Raw genomic sequence first — 17,747 nt, 5'->3', positions numbered from 1 at the left:
CGGATTTATACCCTAAAAAAATTCCCTAATCTTCGTTTGAACGAAGGTGGGATTATTTAACTGTATATTGCATTGTTAACACCTTAAGACAAGAAGGAGAATCTGTCAATAAAAAATGAATATAGCCTTCTGACTCCTGTCATTACAATTGCTTACACTTTTAGGGCTACAAAGCCAAATAAGGCTAACCGTATATTTGCAAAGTTTGCAAAATCGGCAGCCCTTTGTGCATTGTAATCTTGATCATTCCACTGATTAATGTGCAGAAGTATTTTTCAAATCTGCTTCATAACGAAGGCCGAATTGTTGTCTTGCCTCCTCCATCACTTCAGCGACTGTAAGTGAACACTCCAAGGAGTTAATGGAACTGTTGCGTTCACCACTCTTGATCAAATCAATAAATTCCTGAATTTCATAATACATGGGCTCACGCGTCTGAGCTTTGGTCAGATCTTCAATCGTGCCGTCCCGATAATGAATTTTCACCTCATAGGGCTGACTGATTTTGTCGATCACCATCGTTCCATTCTCACCCTGAATTTCAGCAGGCAGATAGGAATCTGTAATTTTGGAATACATGACCGTAGCATCCATATCAGGATACTTCATCACGATACTGCCCTCGCCATCGACACCAGAGGATAAAAGTACACCAACCGCCCGAACCTCCTCAGGTTTGCCGAACAAAGTCACCATAGGATACAAACAATACACTCCAAGGTCCATCAAGGAACCATTGGAAAAGGCTGGATTAAACGCATTCAATACCTTACCTTGCTTAAAAGCATCAAAGCGTGAGGAGTATTGACAGTAGCTTGCAAAATAACGCCGAACCCGGCCTATTTTATACATATGATCCTTTATTATTTTAAAGTTAGGCATAAGTGTGGATTTAACGGCCTCCATCAGCAGAACATCGTTGTTGCGCGCGGCTTCGATCATGCTCTTCACCTCTGCTGTATTAGACGCAAAAGGTTTCTCACACAACACGTGCTTTCCGTGATTCATACATAAGATCGCCTGCTCCGCATGTAAGGAATTGGGGCTGGCAATATATACGGCATCGACCTGATCACTTGCGGCCATTTGCGCCAGGTCTGTAAAAACCTCCGGCTGGCTGTTATATTTGTCAGCAAAAGCTTTGCCCTTATCCTCTGTGCGTGAGTACACCGCCGTCAGGGAAAATTCGTCCGTCTCCATCGCAGCTTGAATAAACCTCTCTGTTATCCAGTTGGTTCCAACAATACCAAAACGCATCACAGTATCCCATCCTTCCCGTGAGTCATTACAATTCATATGTACCTATTCTCGCATTCCAGCCTAAACTTGTCCACTATACCGTTAGTCATATCTCATGCTTTAACATGTTCATTCGACAAAAAAAGACTGTAGTCTATCAGCATAATTTATACTGATTGTACCACAGTCCCTGTTATTTATTTGGGGTTATATCTCTATTTTTTTGATATTACTTTTCCTACTTCTTCCAAAATGGCATCCATGGAAGCTGGGTCGTGTACATCATATTCATCAATGTTCAGACGCAGTACAGGGCAGGCATCAAATTCGTTGATCCAATTGGAATATCTGCGATGCATTTGCTCCCAATAAGAACGCTCGGTCTGGATCTCCATCTCGCGACCGCGCTCCTCAATCCGACTCAGTATGGAGGGCAAACTGCCTTCCAAATAGATCAACACATCAGGGTGCGGGAAAAACGGTGTCATCACCATCGCCTCAAACAGGCTAGTATACGTTTCATAATCGGTAGGGTTCATCGTTCCCTGATCGGCATGCATTTTCGCAAAAATGCCTGTGTCCTCATAAATAGAACGATCCTGCACAAAACCTCCACCAGACAAGAAAATATTCTTTTGTTCCTTGAAGCGTTCCGCGAGAAAATAAATTTGCAAATGAAAGCTCCATCTTTCGAAATCGTGATAAAATTTCTCCAGATAGGGATTATGATCGACCTGCTCCAAAGAGGTTTTAAAACCAAGGCGTCCGGCCAAAGCACCAGTCAGCGTGGATTTACCTACACCCACTGTACCCGCTACCGTAATCAGGGCATTCGCAGGAATGTTGTAATTATTCACTATATAAGCTCCTTTACATCGGAAACAATTTGTTTAAATTGTGCCTGGTTTTCTACAAAATCAATTTCATTCCCGTTCACGGTCAATATACGAGGGGAAGGGGACTGTTCAGCGAGAAACTGAATGCCTTTATCATAATCTATTATTAATTGCTCCAGATAGGCGGGGTCCATCTCCTGTTCAAAAGAGCGTGCACGCTTGCGAATTCTCCCCAGTAAGGTATCCAAATCTGCTTTAATATAAATGATAATGTCCGGCTTAGGCATATCATCTGTGAGCAAATGATAGATTTGACGATATTTTTCGAGCTTCACACCCTTAAGCGTACGTTCAGCAAAAATCAAATTCTTGTAGATATGATAATCAGAAATAACGGGCTGAGCTTTCTCGATATATTGCAGACCAGTATCCTCCAGCTGCTTATACCGATTGCAGAGAAAGAACATTTCCAGCTGAAAACTCCACTCATCTATATTTTGATAAAATTTATCGAGAAATGGGTTCTCCTCGACAATCTCTTTGATTATCGGCAAATGTAGCTCGGTTGAAAGCATCGAAGCCAACGTCGTTTTACCTGCTCCGATTGGCCCTTCAACGGCTATAAATGGGGCTTGTTTCATGCAGTTCTGCTCCTCCTTGTACTCCAGTCCATCCTGTGGACAACTATCCTATTGTATCACAAGGTAGTACGCTAAAGGCATACCAAATCTATGGATAAAACAAAAAAAACAGAGCGCTACATTTTGCTTCATAGCGTCCCTGTTTCTCACTTAAACCAACCTTTTTCATTAAAACGTGTAATCGCCTCGATCCGGTTACTGACACCCAGCTTATCGAGAATGACTGAAATATAATTGCGCACCGTCCCTGTCGTTAAATACAGTTCACCAGCAATCTCTTTTGTATTCTTTCCGTCAGCAATAAGCGCCAAAACGGTCTTTTCACGCTCTGTTAGCGGGTTGACTTCGGCATAAGCATCATCGACCAGTTCTGGAGCGTAAATACGTCGACCTGCCATAATACTTCGAATGGAGGAAGCCAGCTCTTCACTGGGACTGTCCTTGAGCAGATAACCGTGTGTCCCCGCCTTGATCGCTCGTTCAAAATACCCGGGGCGAGCAAACGTAGTTAAAATCAGTACCTTGCAGTTCAAGGCTTTGAGTTCCTCAGCCGCATCCAATCCGCTCTTAATCGGCATTTCGATGTCCATAATGCATATATCCGGCTGGTGCAGCTTCACCAGTTCTATAGCTTCTTCCCCGTTGCTTGCTTTTCCGACTACTTTCATGTCCTCTTCCAAGTCTAGCAGGGAGGCTAGAGCACCCAGCAGCATACGCTGGTCCTCCGCGATAACAATTCGAATCATGGCCCCACCTCCTCATTCGGCTTTTCAGTGATATTGGGCACTTTAATGACCAAGGTCGTTCCCTGATCTGAACGCAGCTCCATACATCCGTTCACGAATTCGAGCCTTTCCTTCATTCCTTTCAGGCCATTTCCCCGAAAGGCCCCATTTTCCCCCGTAGCACCGACTCCATTATCCTGAATCCGAAGGGTTAATTCCTTACGAGACGGCTCAATGGTGATGGAGCAAGCGGTGGCTCCACTGTGCTTAACCACATTTGTCACTGCTTCCTTCATACACATACTAAGTACATTTTCATTCATTAATGATGTATGCTCCAGCTTCGGGTCGCCCTCTAGAGTCAATTCAATGTGAGCAGCCTTTAAAATCTGCCGAATACGTAGCAGTTCATCCTCTAGCCGCATACCGCGCATTTGAGTAACCATTTCCCGCACCTCTTTTAACGCACTTCTCGCCGTGAGACGAACATCGTTAATTTCAGCATGAGCCCGCTCCGGGTACTGATCCATCAGTTTGCCCGCCAAATCGCTCTTCAGTCCAATGAGTGACAGCTTCTGACCTAAGGTATCGTGCAGGTCACGCGCAATTCTTTGCCGTTCCTCCAGCTTAATCAATTCCGATATTTTCTTATTGGCATCCTCCAATTGGACTTGGAGCCGATCGCTTTTGTTGCGATTAAAATTCGTAATCGGAAGGAGAATCACACCGATCAGATTGAGCAGGATAAAAGGAATCTGTTTAATAAAAACGGGATTCTGAGATACAAAACCGTAATTGATCAATCCAATCGTAATAACCATTAAAATAATATACAGCGTCGTAAATGCAGCCTTACTTTTAATATTACCGATCAGATAGGCGATAAATATGGAAAAATACATATAGCTAAACAGCAGTGTCATGGTAATCGATATGGCAATCTGTACACTAGTCCAAAAGTATATGAGCCAGCCTTTCGAGACAAAAGCCAGTACATAACATGCAAAGAATACCAAAATAATAGCAGTACCCAGAATAATATGACTTGTAGATGAAGAGCTAAAGTAGTAAAAGGGCAGGATATAAAAGACGACCCACACATAAGGACTAAGCCCTGTATTTCTTTGGAAAATCTGATACCACTTTTGCATTCTGCCACCCTCTTCTACTTCACATGACTTATATCCCTTATCTTATCATACCACTGGTCTCGTCTGCTCGAAAGCACCAAAGGTGAAGCCTTTCCTGTGAACCGCAAATGAACACTTTGATTAGAAGCCGTCCATTTTGCGGGAACTGATCTCAAGCTTAAGCCATTCGCTGTACACTCCACCCACTGCACCAGGTCGTGCTTTGAAATGGGACTGGTCTATATTTCTGATCAGCTCGTTCATGAATTATACATACCTGACGTTATTAAATTTCTTTTCTATATCTTTAGCAAATTTTCCGCCCTCATCGGCTAAATGCTTTCTCATAAAGAATCCACCAAAACCATTTACCCATGCTGCAAAAGCCAGTAGCCGAGATGGAAAGTCCGCTCCAATCGTACAACTAAATTCGCAAGAGTTGTTATCAACAGGCGTGACCTTCATTTCCCATGGAACTCCAACGATGGCGGGTATCCATCGCCATATATATGCTTCTGTCTTGTCAGAGTAGAAACGCAAATGATCCTTTGTGTGCTCTTTTAATTGATAGTGCTGAACAATCATCTCATTCCCCATATTTTCCACATTAACCATATAGAATTCACCATCTTCAAAATAACTGCCCATTGCCTTGTGAGCTTTTGAAAATGATTCATATTCAGCTGGAGTCATCTCAGTTACCCATTTGTACAAATCCACATTTTTAGCTGCAATCTGCAATTTAAATTTCTTTGTCATTCTCATCTTCATTATCCTTCTTTCCTGTAATTTTTCTTGTGAGTTCATCGTGCCAATTCATAATCATTTGAAAATATTCTTTGCCAAACATCAACGTCGCGTGCTCATATACACCCATCTCATGAACGTGCTTCTCTTCTATCAAGGCAAGCTTGTTATATTCACAGGCGACAGTAGTTTGAAAGCTGGCAATCAAACGAACAACCTCAATGTCGTCAAGATATTTATAGAAGAAAAGCTTACTCAAATACTCATAATTAAAAGGGGAAAAAGTACATGGTGTTTTTAACCATTCTATAAATTCACTCTTCCCTTTTTCCGTAATACCATATGATTTTTTGAATCTGCCTTCCTCTACCACTTCTTCATACTTGATAAGCTCCCCCTTTTCCATTTTTTTCAGCATAGGATATATGCTTCCGAAGCTGGCATCAATAAAGTTGGAAGTGCTTATCGTCATCTTCTGCTTGATTTCATATCCTGTCATATCCTTTTCGCAGAGGAACCCAAGTATTACATAAATCAACATAAAATCTATTCCTTCTTTCCTGGCATAGTGAATTATCCTTCTGAAATCAAAGGGAACTTATCTCTGTTTACATGTAGCTATTTTATATATAATCGATATATATCGTTTCGATATATAGAATGTAAAGGTTGACAATCGATTTGTCAATAGCGCTTGCTAAAACAAAGAATGAAAGTACTGCATTTTCAATATAAACAAAAAAATCTAAAAGGATGTTATCCCTTTAGATTTCTCAAAGTAAACTGCAATTTTTCAACATCTCTTCAGAAAAGTTTTGTACAAAGTTATTTTCTTTCTGTGCTTACAACAGGTGTAGGGATGGGTTTCGTAACTGCAACACGTTTGCTGAGGAGCGGCCTCACTTGTTTAAAGGTCAAAAAGGTTTTCGTATTTTCATCCCAAAGTCGAAACTTCAAAGATTGCAGACTGCTACTTACTGTGATCGTGGTCGCCTTTTGAAGTAACGGTGTCGCTTCATGTGCTTTTTCCAAATTATAATTTGGCACTTTTGGGCTCAAGTGATGAACGTGATGAAATCCGATATTGCCCGTAATCCATTGCAATACTTTAGGAAGCTTGTAGTAAGAACTGCCTTCTACGGCCGCATTAATGTAGCTCCACTCTTCATCGTGCTCAAAATACGAATCCTCAAATTGGTGTTGTACATAGAACAGCCAGATTCCCAACATACCAGATACAAAAAAGATAGGTGCCTGTACGAGAAGGAAGGCCTGCCATCCAATAGCCCATGACAACAGTGCATACAAGGCAACGATGGATATATTCGTCACATAGGTGTTCATTTTTTCCTTGCGTTTGGCTGTCTTGATATTAAAGCGATAGGAAATCAAAAAAGTATAGATCGGACCTAGTCCAAACATAACCCAAGGATTTCGATATATGCGATAGGCCAGCCGTGTCCATGTGGAAGCCTCTGTGTACTCTTCTACCGTAAGCACCCACATGTCACCTGTGCCTCTTTTATCCAGATTACTGCTGGTTGCATGGTGGATTGCGTGACTATTTTTCCATTGGTGATAAGGGCAGAGCGTAATAATACCTGTAATCGTTCCCACAATGTCGTTCAGCTTGCGGCTTTTGAAGAAGGATTGATGACCACAATCATGAAAAATAATAAATGTCCGTACCACAAACCCCGATGCAACAATGGCAATTGGAAGTGTCAGCCAGTACGAAACCGACAGACTAAGATAAGCAGCATACCACAATAGGATCAGTGGACCCAAGGTATTGATGAGTTGCAGAACGCTGGATTTTGTGTTTATTTTCTCGTAGGGAGCCATATTTTTTTTCAATTGGGCTAATGGGAGTTGTGTCATACTCATTATGATCCTCCTTTAAAATGACGCCTATACCTTGATCCTGTTAGGCGTACATGTTGATCTAATCTCAGTATAAGGTAAAGCCTCTAGGCGCTGTAGTCATAAACGTCAGCTCGGGTATATGACATTTGTCATATAGACAAGTAACACAACCCGTTTTCCAAATGTTCGCGGGTTTCTTTTCTGATGATTATTTGTTAAAATATAAGACATAATAACGCTGTATGTGACTGGCGAAGTCAGTGGAATGAACCACGAGGGAGCATACAAAAAAAGCGTACCGTTCGCCTGGGAGAAGTATTTGCAGAGGATTCGTCTGTCTTGACGACCTTGTGCAAATACTTTTTTTCGTTTTAAGACCATGACACCCTGTTGATAAATCATGCGATAAATTCAGAGGAGGCACGGACTATGGCTATAATCATGAAATCCAAAGAAGCAGCTGAGCAAGTATATGCAACGATCCGTTCACAGGTAGAAAAAATGAAGCAGCAAGGACACCGTCCCCATCTGGCGACCCTATTGGTAGAAGGCGATCCGGCATCTGCATACTATGCACGGACCAAGCAAAAAATAGCGGAGAAGCTGGGAATCTCATTTCATCTCCATACTTTTGACCGTCATGTTAGCGAAGCCGAGCTACTGCACCTGATCGGCAGTCTGAACGATGCATCCCATGTACATGGCATTATGCTGGAACTGCCGCTTCCCCAACATCTTTCTGCCTCCGTTATTAAACAATCCATCGCCCCCTACAAGGATATTGATGGAATAACACCTGATAACAAGCTGGCTACCGTAACAGGTGACGCCGGACTATATCCCGCAACACCTCAAGCCTGTATCGAGCTGCTCAAGCATTACGGTCACACCTTGGCAGGCAAAAATGTCACGCTCGTGGGCATCGGGCAGACAGTGGGACTTCCCCTTTTCCACATGTTGCAAAGAGAAAATGCCACCGTTACCGCCTGTCATGCAGGTACGCGTGATATTGCAGAGCATCTGAGCCATGCAGACATTGCCTTCGTCGCAGTCGGATGCCCTGATGTGATTACGCAGGATATGGTCCATCCCGGTCTGATTCTCGTGGATGCAGGAATTAACGAGACACTGGAAGGAAAAATCGTGGGTGACGCTGCTTCAAACGTGGGTGAAAAGGTACATGCCATTTCTCCGGTTCCCGGCGGTGTTGGCACCTTAACGACTGCGATTTTGTACAAAAATCTGCTCAAAGCGATACATCTGCAACACTACTCCAGAGAGGTGGTCTATTCATGAGTGAACTGTCTTGGAACAATTCCATCGGACATTTTCTGAAAGAGGCTGCAAGTGCAGCGCCTACCCCCGGCGGAGGAAGTGTATCCGCATTGGCTGCGGCACTAGGCGCGGCTATGACCTCCATGACCGCCAACCTTTCACAAGGAGAAAAATATGCGCACATCCATGAACAAATCACGGATGTCATTAGTAGCATGGAAAGATTGTCTACACATTGTGAGGAACTAATGGTCGCAGACATCCAATCCTTTGAACAGTACATGACCGCGCTGCGTTTGCCCAAGGAAACAGATGAAGAAAAGCGCTATCGTACCCATTCCTTACAGACAGCGGTGATCGCTGCCATTGAGGTACCCATGCGCCTGCTGGAAGTATGCCGGGACGGATTGTCGCAAGCCTATAACATTGTGGAAATGTCCAATAAAAATGTGATTTCAGATCTTGGCATCGGCGCGATCCTGTTCGAAGCAGCAGCTCAATCTGCCCTGCTTACCGTCGACATTAACCTTGCTTCGCTGAAAGACTTGGATGTCAAATACTCCTATGAGACCAAGACAGCCGCACTCATCCGCGAAATCGGACAAATCAAAGACCAAACCTTGTTGATGGTGCGCAGTCGAATAGCGAATTAGTCTGCTCATAACCGTGTTTAACCTGTTCTAACCAACATATTTCTGCTTACTCGTTAAAAGAAATAGCCTCCAAATCCATCTCTAATCGTGGGTTTGGAGGTTATTTTATTGAAATTCATACATTTTGGAAAACTTTTCTATATTATATACGTCTATGGATAAGGGGATATTCTCGAAGGTATCATTTTTTATCTTATACACATTGATCAAGAAATGAGGAAAATCGTATGAAAAGACGGACTCTATTACTCAGTATAATCACGTTATTGTTATTCAGTTCTAACGCGTGGGCGAACGAAAAGGAGTCTACATCCCATATTCGTTCCTATGATTCTGGGAGTCTGATTCAATCCGATGGAAGCTTGTGGCTGTGGGGCTATAATCAATCCGTACCGACTCGTGTAGAGGGTAAGTCGGACGTTGTAAAAACATTTTCTAATATCATCAACGAGGGCGATCTGGTATTTTCCTTACAAGACCACTCTGCTTGGTATGTGCCTAGAAATAATATTGCTGAATCCGTGAAATTCGTTCCTCTGGAAGGATTACAGAACCTCGCAGCTGTAAGTAGTTTGAATGATCATGTGCTCGCTCTGAGCAGCGAAGGCAGCATATCTTCCGCTGATCGACTCGACAATGGAAACATCTCTAGTCCTTTTCAAACCCTATCTGGCCTCGACGAGGTTGCCAATATAGATAGTTACTATGAGCAAAGACCGGATTATGAGGAACGCTGGATATTTCTAAAGAAAGACGGCAGTGTGTGGAAAAATACAAAAGCCTTGCAGGGCTTCGAACCTATTTCATCATTAAAAGATATTACGGCAATCGCTAAAAACATAGCCTTAAAAAAAGATGGCACCGTGTGGACGTGGCCCAAAGAATTTGATAAAAATGTAACTCCGTCCGAAACTCTATCCGTATCGCAAATTCAAGCCTTATCGGGCATCAAGACAATCAAGGCCGATAGGTATTCCAATCTCGCGATTGATCAGCAAAGTCGACTTTGGTTCTGGGGTGCTACAGTTACAGGTTCCTCAGATAATACAACCTATCACAACGAAAATACCCCTGTACTATTAACAGGAGTAAAGGATGTTAAAGACGCCTTTTTCGTTGAACGCTCCATACTTGCCCTAACCACTGCTGGGAATGTATATGTTGCGTCTCTAGATGGTGAAAAGTTATCATCCAATGCCCCCTTTACATTACTTGCTAAAAATATTCAAAGCATCAAAGCAGGTCCACGGCACGTAATCATGCAAAAAGCAGATGGCGCCCTATGGGGCTGGGGTGTCAACAAACACGCGCAGCTCGGTATAGGGGACTATGAGTTTCTTTATAGTTCACCAGTTCCTGTACAAAAACCGATTCTTGTCCGTCTCAATGGTTCGCCTGTCCCTCTGAGTAATGGTGCCATTACCCGCAACGGGCAGGCTTTTATTCCCCTTCGTTCTGTTTTTGACAAACTGGGGGCCGAGATCGCTTATGATTTCAACAGCAAAATAGCGAATATGAATCAGTCTAAGACAGAAGACCATCCTGTCTCTCTAGAAGTAAATTTCAAAACCAGCCAAACAAAAGTGAACGGTAAAGCCGTAAAACTCACCAATCCGCCCTTCATGGTGAATGGAATTGGTTATCTTCCACTAAGGCTACTCAGCGAAACGCTGGGGGCCAAGGTAGATTGGATACAAAAAGAAGATACTATTGAAATTACGACGAAATAGTAAATAAAAAACCAGTCCAAACATGATTCATGTTGGACTGGTTTTTTATGCTATATACTGCGTGTATTATGCGACTTCCCATCTGTTTTGGACAATTCGTCACAACGCAGAATCTCACACCTATTGTTTAACTTTATTCTCTTTTTCTCTTTCGACCAGCATATCTACGATCATATCAATTTGCCCGGTAATAGCGATTGGATCATAGCGATAATACGTATCAAAATCGTTAAAGAACACTCTATTGTTCTTCACCGCAGGAAGATTCCCCCACACAGCGGACGATTTCAGTTGCTTGAGCGCGTCACCCTTTTTCTCCGGGTCATACGTAGTCAGGAACATATAATCTGCGTCATACTGTGGCAATACCTCCATCGAAAGCTGCACCGTTTGTTCCTTGGAGTTAGCTGTTTTCTTTGGCATATTCAGTTTAAGCGCATTGTACACGGCTTGTCCGCCCCGCCCCGCATTGTCGCCAAAGATCCAAAGTGCGTGCTTGTCCGTCAGCTCATACAGACCGAAAGTTGCCTTTTCGTCAATCACGCCTTTAAGACGTGCGCGACCTTCAGCGGCCTTTTTATCAAATGCAGCAATAAATTGCTCAGCCTTCTCCTTTTCCCCGGTGATATCTCCGAACAGCTTGACCGTATCATAGATATTAGTCGTCGTACCGTACGGAATGTATAGGGTAGGTGCGATTTTAGACAAAGCCTCATAATTCGTATCCTTCATAACCACGATCAGATCGGGTTTGAGTTCCAGCGTCTTTTCCAAATTGGTCGGATCACCCACCTCTTTGGTTCCTTTTTCCTTCAGCAAATCGGTCAGAAAAGGATTTTGAAACGCAGTCGGCTCCACACCCACCACGTTAGCACCCACGGACAGCAATTCTCCACCGTAAAAATCCGTTACAATGCGCTGTGGCTTCGCAGGAATTTGAATATCCCCTTTAACCGTTTTAAAGCTTCTAGTCTCTCCAGTAGTTGCCGACTCTTGCTTATCTCCTGAAGATGAAGCCAGATTACTTCCATTATTATTTCCGCCGCAAGCGCTGATGAATACAGACAATACAAGTAACATAGCTGTCATCATAAAATACGATTTTCTTTTCAACTGATTAGCCCCCTATATATTGTAAAGATGATCTTCCCGATACACATGATAATGATTATCAATATCGTAAGAAATATATCAAGCGTCGTCCTTACTGTCAACTGAAAAACGAACTTTGCATCATTTCACTTTAAAATGAAAAGACCTGCCAAAATGATGGCCAGGTCTTCTTTGTGGAGCCGTCTCAAAACCTACACATTGGGGCTAGGTTGCTGGAGGCTGCTTTCTGGTGATCGCTGTTTTGTTTTATATTCTTCTCCCCAATCCTTCATCAGGTTAATAATCGGGATCAGCGTTTTTCCAAATTCAGTTAGAGAGTATTCGACCTTGGGAGGAACCTGTTGGTAGACTTCACGGTGAACGACTCCGTCCTCTTCCAGCTCGCGCAATTGGAGTGTCAGCATACGCTGGGTAATGCCCGGACAGATCCGCCGAAAATCACTAAATCGCTTAGTCCCATACATGAGATGATATAAAATAATCCCTTTCCATTTGCCCCCAATCACGTCCAGCGTGTACTCAACAGGACACGCCTGATCATTTCCAGCGGTACATTCCCCAAAGCCGCCTTTCCGATTGCGCATAGGCTTTTCTCCTCCTTGGTATCATTTTATATACTACAGCACATTAATGTGCGTACTTCAAAAACGATCATGTATATTCTAATATTAAGCATGTTACTTGGTAAGCGTCAATTTTAATCACATCCATAAGGAGTGGAATAACGATGGAAACCTTAACTACTACTAAAGATCAAATCTTATCTGCATACGAGTTCAGACATGCAACGAAGGAATTTGATAGCCATAAGAAAATTAGCGATTCTGACTTCGACTTTATTCTTGAAACAGGCCGTTTATCCCCGAGTTCGTTTGGCTTTGAACCCTGGAAATTTGTTGTCGTTCAGAGTAACGCTATGCGTGAGAAGCTGCTGCCTTACTCTTGGGGGGCCCAAAAACAACTGCCAACAGCCAGCCATTTTGTACTCATCCTCTCTAGACTTCCTGAAGATATGGTAGCCTCATCCGATTATATCAAGAGTATGATGGAGAACGTGCAGCAATTACCAGCTGAAGTGATTCAAGGCAGAGAGAAAGTGTATGATGCCTTTCTAAAGTCAGATTTTGGGCTGGAGGAAAATAAAAGAGCCTTGTTCGAGTGGGGCTGCCGACAAACCTACATCGCACTTGGCAACATGATGACTGCCGCAGCTCAAATCGGCATTGATTCCTGCCCTATCGAAGGTTTTAATAAACAGGAAATCGAACGCATCCTCTCCGAGGAAGGCATTATGGATGCCGAGCATTTCGGTATTTCTTGTATGGTGGCATTTGGATACCGTCTCAACGAACCGCGTGGCAAAACTCGGCGATCTGTAGATCAGGTTATTGAATGGGTGTAAAACCTTTTTTCTAAAACAAAGGGGCGTCCCGCAACCATTTCCATGGCTGTTGGGACACCCCCTTTTCATAAAACCTCAAGTCTTAAAAATTCTGTCATTCCAAACCCTTACTTATAAGTTACTTCTTCCGCGAAATAGATTTCCTTTAAACGATCCTTTACGCGCTGAATTTCATCTGCTGTTAACGGAGCTGTAGGATGCAGCTTAAAGTTCCTTCCAGTGACATAGCTTACATCTGTGTTCTTACCCAGATTGTAGGCCATCTTCGGAACCGGATTTCGGGTATAGTCAGTAAAGTCAATAATGGACCATGCCGCATCTCCATCCTCCTTGGATAAAATAATCCGCTGTGAGGCGTTTTCAGTCCACAAGTAACGCAGATTGGCTGGTGAATTATTGGAGTCCATAACTGCCTTAAAACCTGAGCCTCTAAACATGAGTGAAAACTCCGTATGATCATTACTCAATCCAGCTATCGATTCATAAATCTGTTTCAGCCCGTCCACGCCCACAATCTCAACCTCACGGTCAACAGGGAAGTGCTTCACAAAGTTTTCCCATATTTGAGACATGTTATGGTTTTTGGCAAGCCAGTTGACATCCAAAATAATGGACATGTAATTTACTGTATTCAAACGTTGATACGGGTTATCTAAATATTGCTGTGCTATATACAGTTGTGGTGCCGCATCCGTTTCCGTCACATATGGATCACCTGGATGGAGAGTCCAGCGTGAAGAATCTTTGGTATAACGCGACCCGATGGGATCAATCGAAATCGAGTTCATAAATACGATACCGCTATTATTTGTAAGCCCCTGTGCCGGAACAATCGGATTATCCTTATGGGACCAGTAAGGCATCAAAGGTGAACCCTCACCATACATGTTGTTCACATTATACTGTGTAGCCGACCACCCCATCGCTGAGGTAATCTTAAAATGATCCTTAAGCCATTGGGCCTGCTCAGGATTCACCGTAAAGCCGGTCAATGATTTAGGCAGATACTTCCGATATTGGTCTGTATCCATACTTTCAAACACCGAAGGTGATCCCAACGAACCAGATTGGTGCAGCTCATTGAGGGCATTATAACGATACATATACAACCACTCGTTCATCTGTGCTTCCCATTCAGGAAGATCAAACAGATTATTCGGATACCCATCCAAAATCCCGACTTCATCGCCATACTGATCCACGTATTCCAAAACCTTTTTAAGCTGCGGACGATTTGATTCCACAAAAATAAATCTATTTTCCATGGCCCACGTCACTTTTAAGTTGGTACCAAAGTGATCCATCAGCAATTGACGCGACTGCTCAATTTGCTCTACCGTGGTCGTACTGCCCGCATCTTTTCCCTGTAGCATCATGGAGATAGCAAAATATTGCTTTTTGCGTGCTCCTGGTACTACAGTTAACTCGGCATCGGATATGAAGTGAATTCCCTGAGAGGGTGATTCAACCTCAATCTTGAATGGAATGACAGAGTTCAATGCAGGAATCAGATGCAGGTTGGCAATATGTCCATCCTCGTCAAATATCCCTCTGGAATCCTCTATACGAAGCTTCAAGTCTGACGGCAATAGACCGGACGGTATGACCTCTCCCTTTGCATTTTGAAATACATAGGGCATGCTCCAGGCTGTAGGGTCTAGAGTAGTGGCCTGTGAAATGGTGTACGTCGCCAAGTATACGGACCTGATTACACTCGGGTCCTCTACCGGAGGAGTCTTCCCTTTCACGATCAGCTTGGTCTGTGCTTTAAGTACCCGATAAGGTTTAGCAATGGTGACTTCCATCTCTACAGGAATATAACCATCAGCAGCAGGTATATTTTCGGAATGCGCAATTTTCCCATGTTCATCAAATACACCTAATGTATCACTAAATGTGTAGGTGACACTTGTGACGCTAACAGCGGGAATGCTTACCAAGTGCCCTTTATTGTAGAGATCAAAGGACAGCTGATACGAAGGATACGTTTCCGGTTGATTGACCAACTCGGGCGCCTTGATTACTACCTCATCCACCACGAAATCCGACGAATGATCCGGTGGTTCTGACGGAGTCACTGGCGGTATGATTGGTGGTATCACTGGCGGTGTCACTGGTGGTATCACCGGTGGTTTGGGACTAGGTTCTGGTCGTATAATTGGCGGTTCCGGCTTCGGCTCTGTTGGTGTTACCGGAGATACCGGTGGATCGGGTCTTGGACTATGGCTTTTAGGCTCTTCGATCTCCGGATTCGCACGCTGGTGACTGATTTCCGGCGCCAGGTCGACCACGATCTTCCTCGATTCCGTTGGACTGGCTGGCTGATTCGTCATTGCAGTTCCATTTCCTAATGATTCCAGCAAACGCTTAGCACGTTCTCTCAGACCGTCACCGCCTAGCCATATCCGATATGCTACCAGTGTAGCATCCTGCCGTCTCACAGACTCTTTGGGATGGAAATAATGATTCGTATCCCCCTCGATCAGCTCCAACCGTTCCATCAGCCATACGCTCGTTTGTGCATAGTCTGATATATCAGCCTGATCCACAAAACTAGATCTATCGGAAGCGCGGGTATCTTCAGAAACGCCGAAATACCTGGCATACCACACCGCCATATCCTGACGGGTCATATTATGCTTTGCACCGAATAACTGATCACTAATTCCTTTGGTAATGTTCTCTGCTTGCAAGGTCTGCACATAGGGTAGAGCCCACGGTGACACATCACTAAAAGAAGCAACGCTTTTGTTAACCGAAGTTCGTTTTAAGGTTTTAACGAAAATGCTCGCCCATTCCTGCCTCGAAATAAAATGCACAGGTCGAAAACTACCATCCTGATAACCCGTAACATACCCTTGAGCAGCCATGGCTTCAATTGCATCAGCTGCGTAGGAATGTTCGATATCGTTAAAGACCCTGTCTGCAAAAACAGGCACAGTATGTATACAGAACAACCAAACAGCCAGTAAAGCAGCGATGTACTGCCTAATTTGTTTTAACTTTTTTTCACATTTCATATTATTTGGATCCTTGCACCTCCTTTACGATATAGCATCAGGTCACTTCCACCTGCACTTCTGTTTCAACTCTGAAAATTATCTCTTTTGTTTTCAAACGGATTTCATTTCAATTAACACCAAACTGTATATACTTGAATTATCGGAATAATATCCCTAGGATTGAATAAAGACAGCAAAAAAAGTAGTTATAGATTACGGTTCCATCCGTAAAATTGTCATTATTTTAAAGGCATATATCCCGATCTTTTAAAATGGTTTTCATTGGGAATTAAATTTCCAGCATTTTTTCATTACTAAATTTTCTAATGCGAGCATCACAATAAAAAAGATAACATCATGTATAAAGCACCATACACAATGTTATCTCTTCTTTTGTTTTTATTGGCTATCTCCATCAGCTGTTGATTCTTTGTTGCCAGCACCCTTAAAAACATAATAATAACCTTCTGAAATCCCGTCTTGCGGATAAGCTGCAGGATCTTCGCTGGTTACTTGACCTACAAGCTCCCGATTCTTAAACGTGTGAGGACCTTCCTCTATTAGCGCCTCAGCAGACATCCCACTGATAAGTCTTACGGTACTGGACCAGAATGTAACTAAATATATATCGTTAGCATTAAATTGAAAGCGTCCTTCACTGGGTGTCCCCTCATAAAACAGCTCAGACAAAGAAGCCGCTTCTGATCCTCTCATAAAAATTTGAATATCACTAGTTCCATTCCATCTATGAGGAATTCCGCCTCTGGGATTGATATACTCTACAACCTCAGGCTCCTGATCGCGAAGAAAATCAGTAACTGTAAATTTGTACACATCATCCGTTATACTCTCGGTTACAACTCCAGTTGTTTTCCCTGTTTTATAGCCACTGAAATCTCCATACACATTTGGGGTTTGACTTAAAGCTGCAAAAAACCTTTCCTGATCCATATATTCGACTCTTCCAGGTACCGCAGTCAATCTATATGTCTTGACCTCAGTGCCCTTGTACTTATCCCAAGTATATTCTGTAGCTGCATAAGATACTCCACTGTTCCAGCTCACAGATGCCACCATGAGAATACCTATCATCAATAATAATGGCCATTTTTTCAACACCATACCCTCAACCTCTTTCTCAAAGTACACTCAAATCATTATTAGCATTATAGCTTTTCAATAGTTCTATTAACAGTTAAATATTAGAAAAAAGTGTGGATGATTTTTGTCACCTATGAGCTACAAAATTTCCTTGAACAACTGGCAGCCCCTGTCCACTTTACTTTATGATGGATGGGTAGCAGAACATAATAAAGGCATTATGGAGAGAGAATACTGGGGTCTATAACGGCTTTATTCCAAGCTAGGATTTTCGGAAATTTATACGT

General features: G+C 43.0%; 17 protein-coding genes and 1 riboswitch. Of the genes, 4 read left to right on the top strand and 13 right to left on the bottom strand.

Going from position 1 to position 17,747, the window contains the following annotated elements:
* Positions 1-255 precede the first annotated feature (255 nt).
* The 9 genes from MKX59_RS25515 to MKX59_RS25475 all read right to left on the bottom strand — a co-directional run bounded on the left by MKX59_RS25515 (position 256) and on the right by MKX59_RS25475 (position 7,205).
* Complete coding sequence (locus MKX59_RS25515) at positions 256-1,257, bottom strand: Gfo/Idh/MocA family protein (protein WP_075153781.1); 1,002 nt, start codon at positions 1,255-1,257, stop codon at positions 256-258.
* Positions 1,258-1,454: 197 nt separating this feature from the next.
* Complete coding sequence (locus MKX59_RS25510; protein WP_013308920.1) at positions 1,455-2,096, bottom strand: deoxynucleoside kinase; 642 nt, start codon at positions 2,094-2,096, stop codon at positions 1,455-1,457.
* Positions 2,096-2,716, bottom strand: a complete 621-nt coding sequence (locus MKX59_RS25505) for a deoxynucleoside kinase (RefSeq protein ID WP_023987130.1) — start codon at positions 2,714-2,716, stop codon at positions 2,096-2,098. The genes MKX59_RS25510 and MKX59_RS25505 overlap by 1 nt, the downstream gene beginning before the upstream one ends.
* Positions 2,717-2,862: 146 nt before the next feature.
* Positions 2,863-3,462: a response regulator transcription factor gene (locus tag MKX59_RS25500; protein ID WP_013308918.1), complete on the bottom strand. Its 600-nt coding sequence runs from the start codon at positions 3,460-3,462 to the stop codon at positions 2,863-2,865.
* Entirely contained in the window at positions 3,459-4,592 is a 1,134-nt protein-coding gene (locus MKX59_RS25495) for a sensor histidine kinase (RefSeq protein ID WP_069081302.1), read from the bottom strand. The genes MKX59_RS25500 and MKX59_RS25495 overlap by 4 nt, the downstream gene beginning before the upstream one ends.
* Before the next feature lie 120 nt (positions 4,593-4,712).
* Positions 4,713-4,835 (bottom strand): hypothetical protein, encoded by a 123-nt coding sequence (locus MKX59_RS25490; protein WP_264454148.1) that lies wholly within the window; start codon positions 4,833-4,835, stop codon positions 4,713-4,715.
* 3 nt (positions 4,836-4,838) lie between these two features.
* Positions 4,839-5,336 carry a hypothetical protein gene (locus tag MKX59_RS25485; protein WP_340859341.1) on the bottom strand — a complete coding sequence of 166 codons (498 nt, stop codon included), beginning with the start codon at positions 5,334-5,336 and terminating at the stop codon, positions 4,839-4,841.
* Positions 5,314-5,859 (bottom strand): PadR family transcriptional regulator, encoded by a 546-nt coding sequence (locus MKX59_RS25480; RefSeq protein ID WP_068938576.1) that lies wholly within the window; start codon positions 5,857-5,859, stop codon positions 5,314-5,316. Before MKX59_RS25480 ends, MKX59_RS25485 begins: the two co-directional genes overlap by 23 nt.
* Positions 5,860-6,143: 284 nt before the next feature.
* Complete coding sequence (locus tag MKX59_RS25475; protein ID WP_023987126.1) at positions 6,144-7,205, bottom strand: fatty acid desaturase; 1,062 nt, start codon at positions 7,203-7,205, stop codon at positions 6,144-6,146.
* Between the two features lie 213 nt (positions 7,206-7,418).
* A riboswitch (ZMP/ZTP riboswitch) is annotated at positions 7,419-7,503 on the top strand.
* 110 nt (positions 7,504-7,613) lie between these two features.
* Here MKX59_RS25475 and MKX59_RS25470 point away from each other — a divergent pair.
* The 3 genes from MKX59_RS25470 (at position 7,614) to MKX59_RS25460 (ending at position 10,842) form a co-directional block, all read left to right on the top strand.
* Complete coding sequence (locus MKX59_RS25470; protein ID WP_023987125.1) at positions 7,614-8,480, top strand: bifunctional 5,10-methylenetetrahydrofolate dehydrogenase/5,10-methenyltetrahydrofolate cyclohydrolase; 867 nt, start codon at positions 7,614-7,616, stop codon at positions 8,478-8,480.
* A complete protein-coding gene (locus MKX59_RS25465) occupies positions 8,477-9,112 on the top strand; it encodes a cyclodeaminase/cyclohydrolase family protein (RefSeq protein ID WP_023987124.1) in 636 nt (211 codons plus the stop codon). The genes MKX59_RS25470 and MKX59_RS25465 overlap by 4 nt, the downstream gene beginning before the upstream one ends.
* A gap of 227 nt (positions 9,113-9,339) precedes the next feature.
* Complete coding sequence (locus MKX59_RS25460; protein ID WP_028542033.1) at positions 9,340-10,842, top strand: stalk domain-containing protein; 1,503 nt, start codon at positions 9,340-9,342, stop codon at positions 10,840-10,842.
* A gap of 120 nt (positions 10,843-10,962) precedes the next feature.
* On the opposite strand, the gene MKX59_RS25455 is transcribed toward MKX59_RS25460, so the two are convergent.
* Entirely contained in the window at positions 10,963-11,955 is a 993-nt protein-coding gene (locus MKX59_RS25455; RefSeq protein WP_264454151.1) for an ABC transporter substrate-binding protein, read from the bottom strand.
* Between the two features lie 191 nt (positions 11,956-12,146).
* The gene (locus MKX59_RS25450) at positions 12,147-12,539 is read right to left on the bottom strand and encodes a winged helix-turn-helix transcriptional regulator (protein ID WP_023987122.1); all 393 of its coding nucleotides are present in this window, start codon (positions 12,537-12,539) and stop codon (positions 12,147-12,149) included.
* A 143-nt stretch (positions 12,540-12,682) separates the two neighbouring features.
* Here MKX59_RS25450 and MKX59_RS25445 point away from each other — a divergent pair, with 143 nt between their 5' ends.
* A complete protein-coding gene (locus tag MKX59_RS25445) occupies positions 12,683-13,357 on the top strand; it encodes an NAD(P)H-dependent oxidoreductase (RefSeq protein ID WP_023987121.1) in 675 nt (224 codons plus the stop codon).
* Positions 13,358-13,464: 107 nt separating this feature from the next.
* On the opposite strand, the gene MKX59_RS25440 is transcribed toward MKX59_RS25445, so the two are convergent.
* Positions 13,465-16,377, bottom strand: a complete 2,913-nt coding sequence (locus tag MKX59_RS25440; RefSeq protein WP_340859336.1) for an S-layer homology domain-containing protein — start codon at positions 16,375-16,377, stop codon at positions 13,465-13,467.
* A gap of 381 nt (positions 16,378-16,758) precedes the next feature.
* The gene (locus tag MKX59_RS25435; RefSeq protein ID WP_028542030.1) at positions 16,759-17,481 is read right to left on the bottom strand and encodes a hypothetical protein; all 723 of its coding nucleotides are present in this window, start codon (positions 17,479-17,481) and stop codon (positions 16,759-16,761) included.
* Positions 17,482-17,747: the final 266 nt, after the last annotated feature.

The sequence above is a fragment of the Paenibacillus sp. FSL R7-0340 genome, from assembly GCF_038002205.1.
In the GTDB taxonomy this organism is placed as follows: domain Bacteria; phylum Bacillota; class Bacilli; order Paenibacillales; family Paenibacillaceae; genus Paenibacillus; species Paenibacillus polymyxa_B.
Note: the sequence above shows the minus strand (reverse complement) of the source record. Positions and strands in the feature narration are given on the sequence as shown.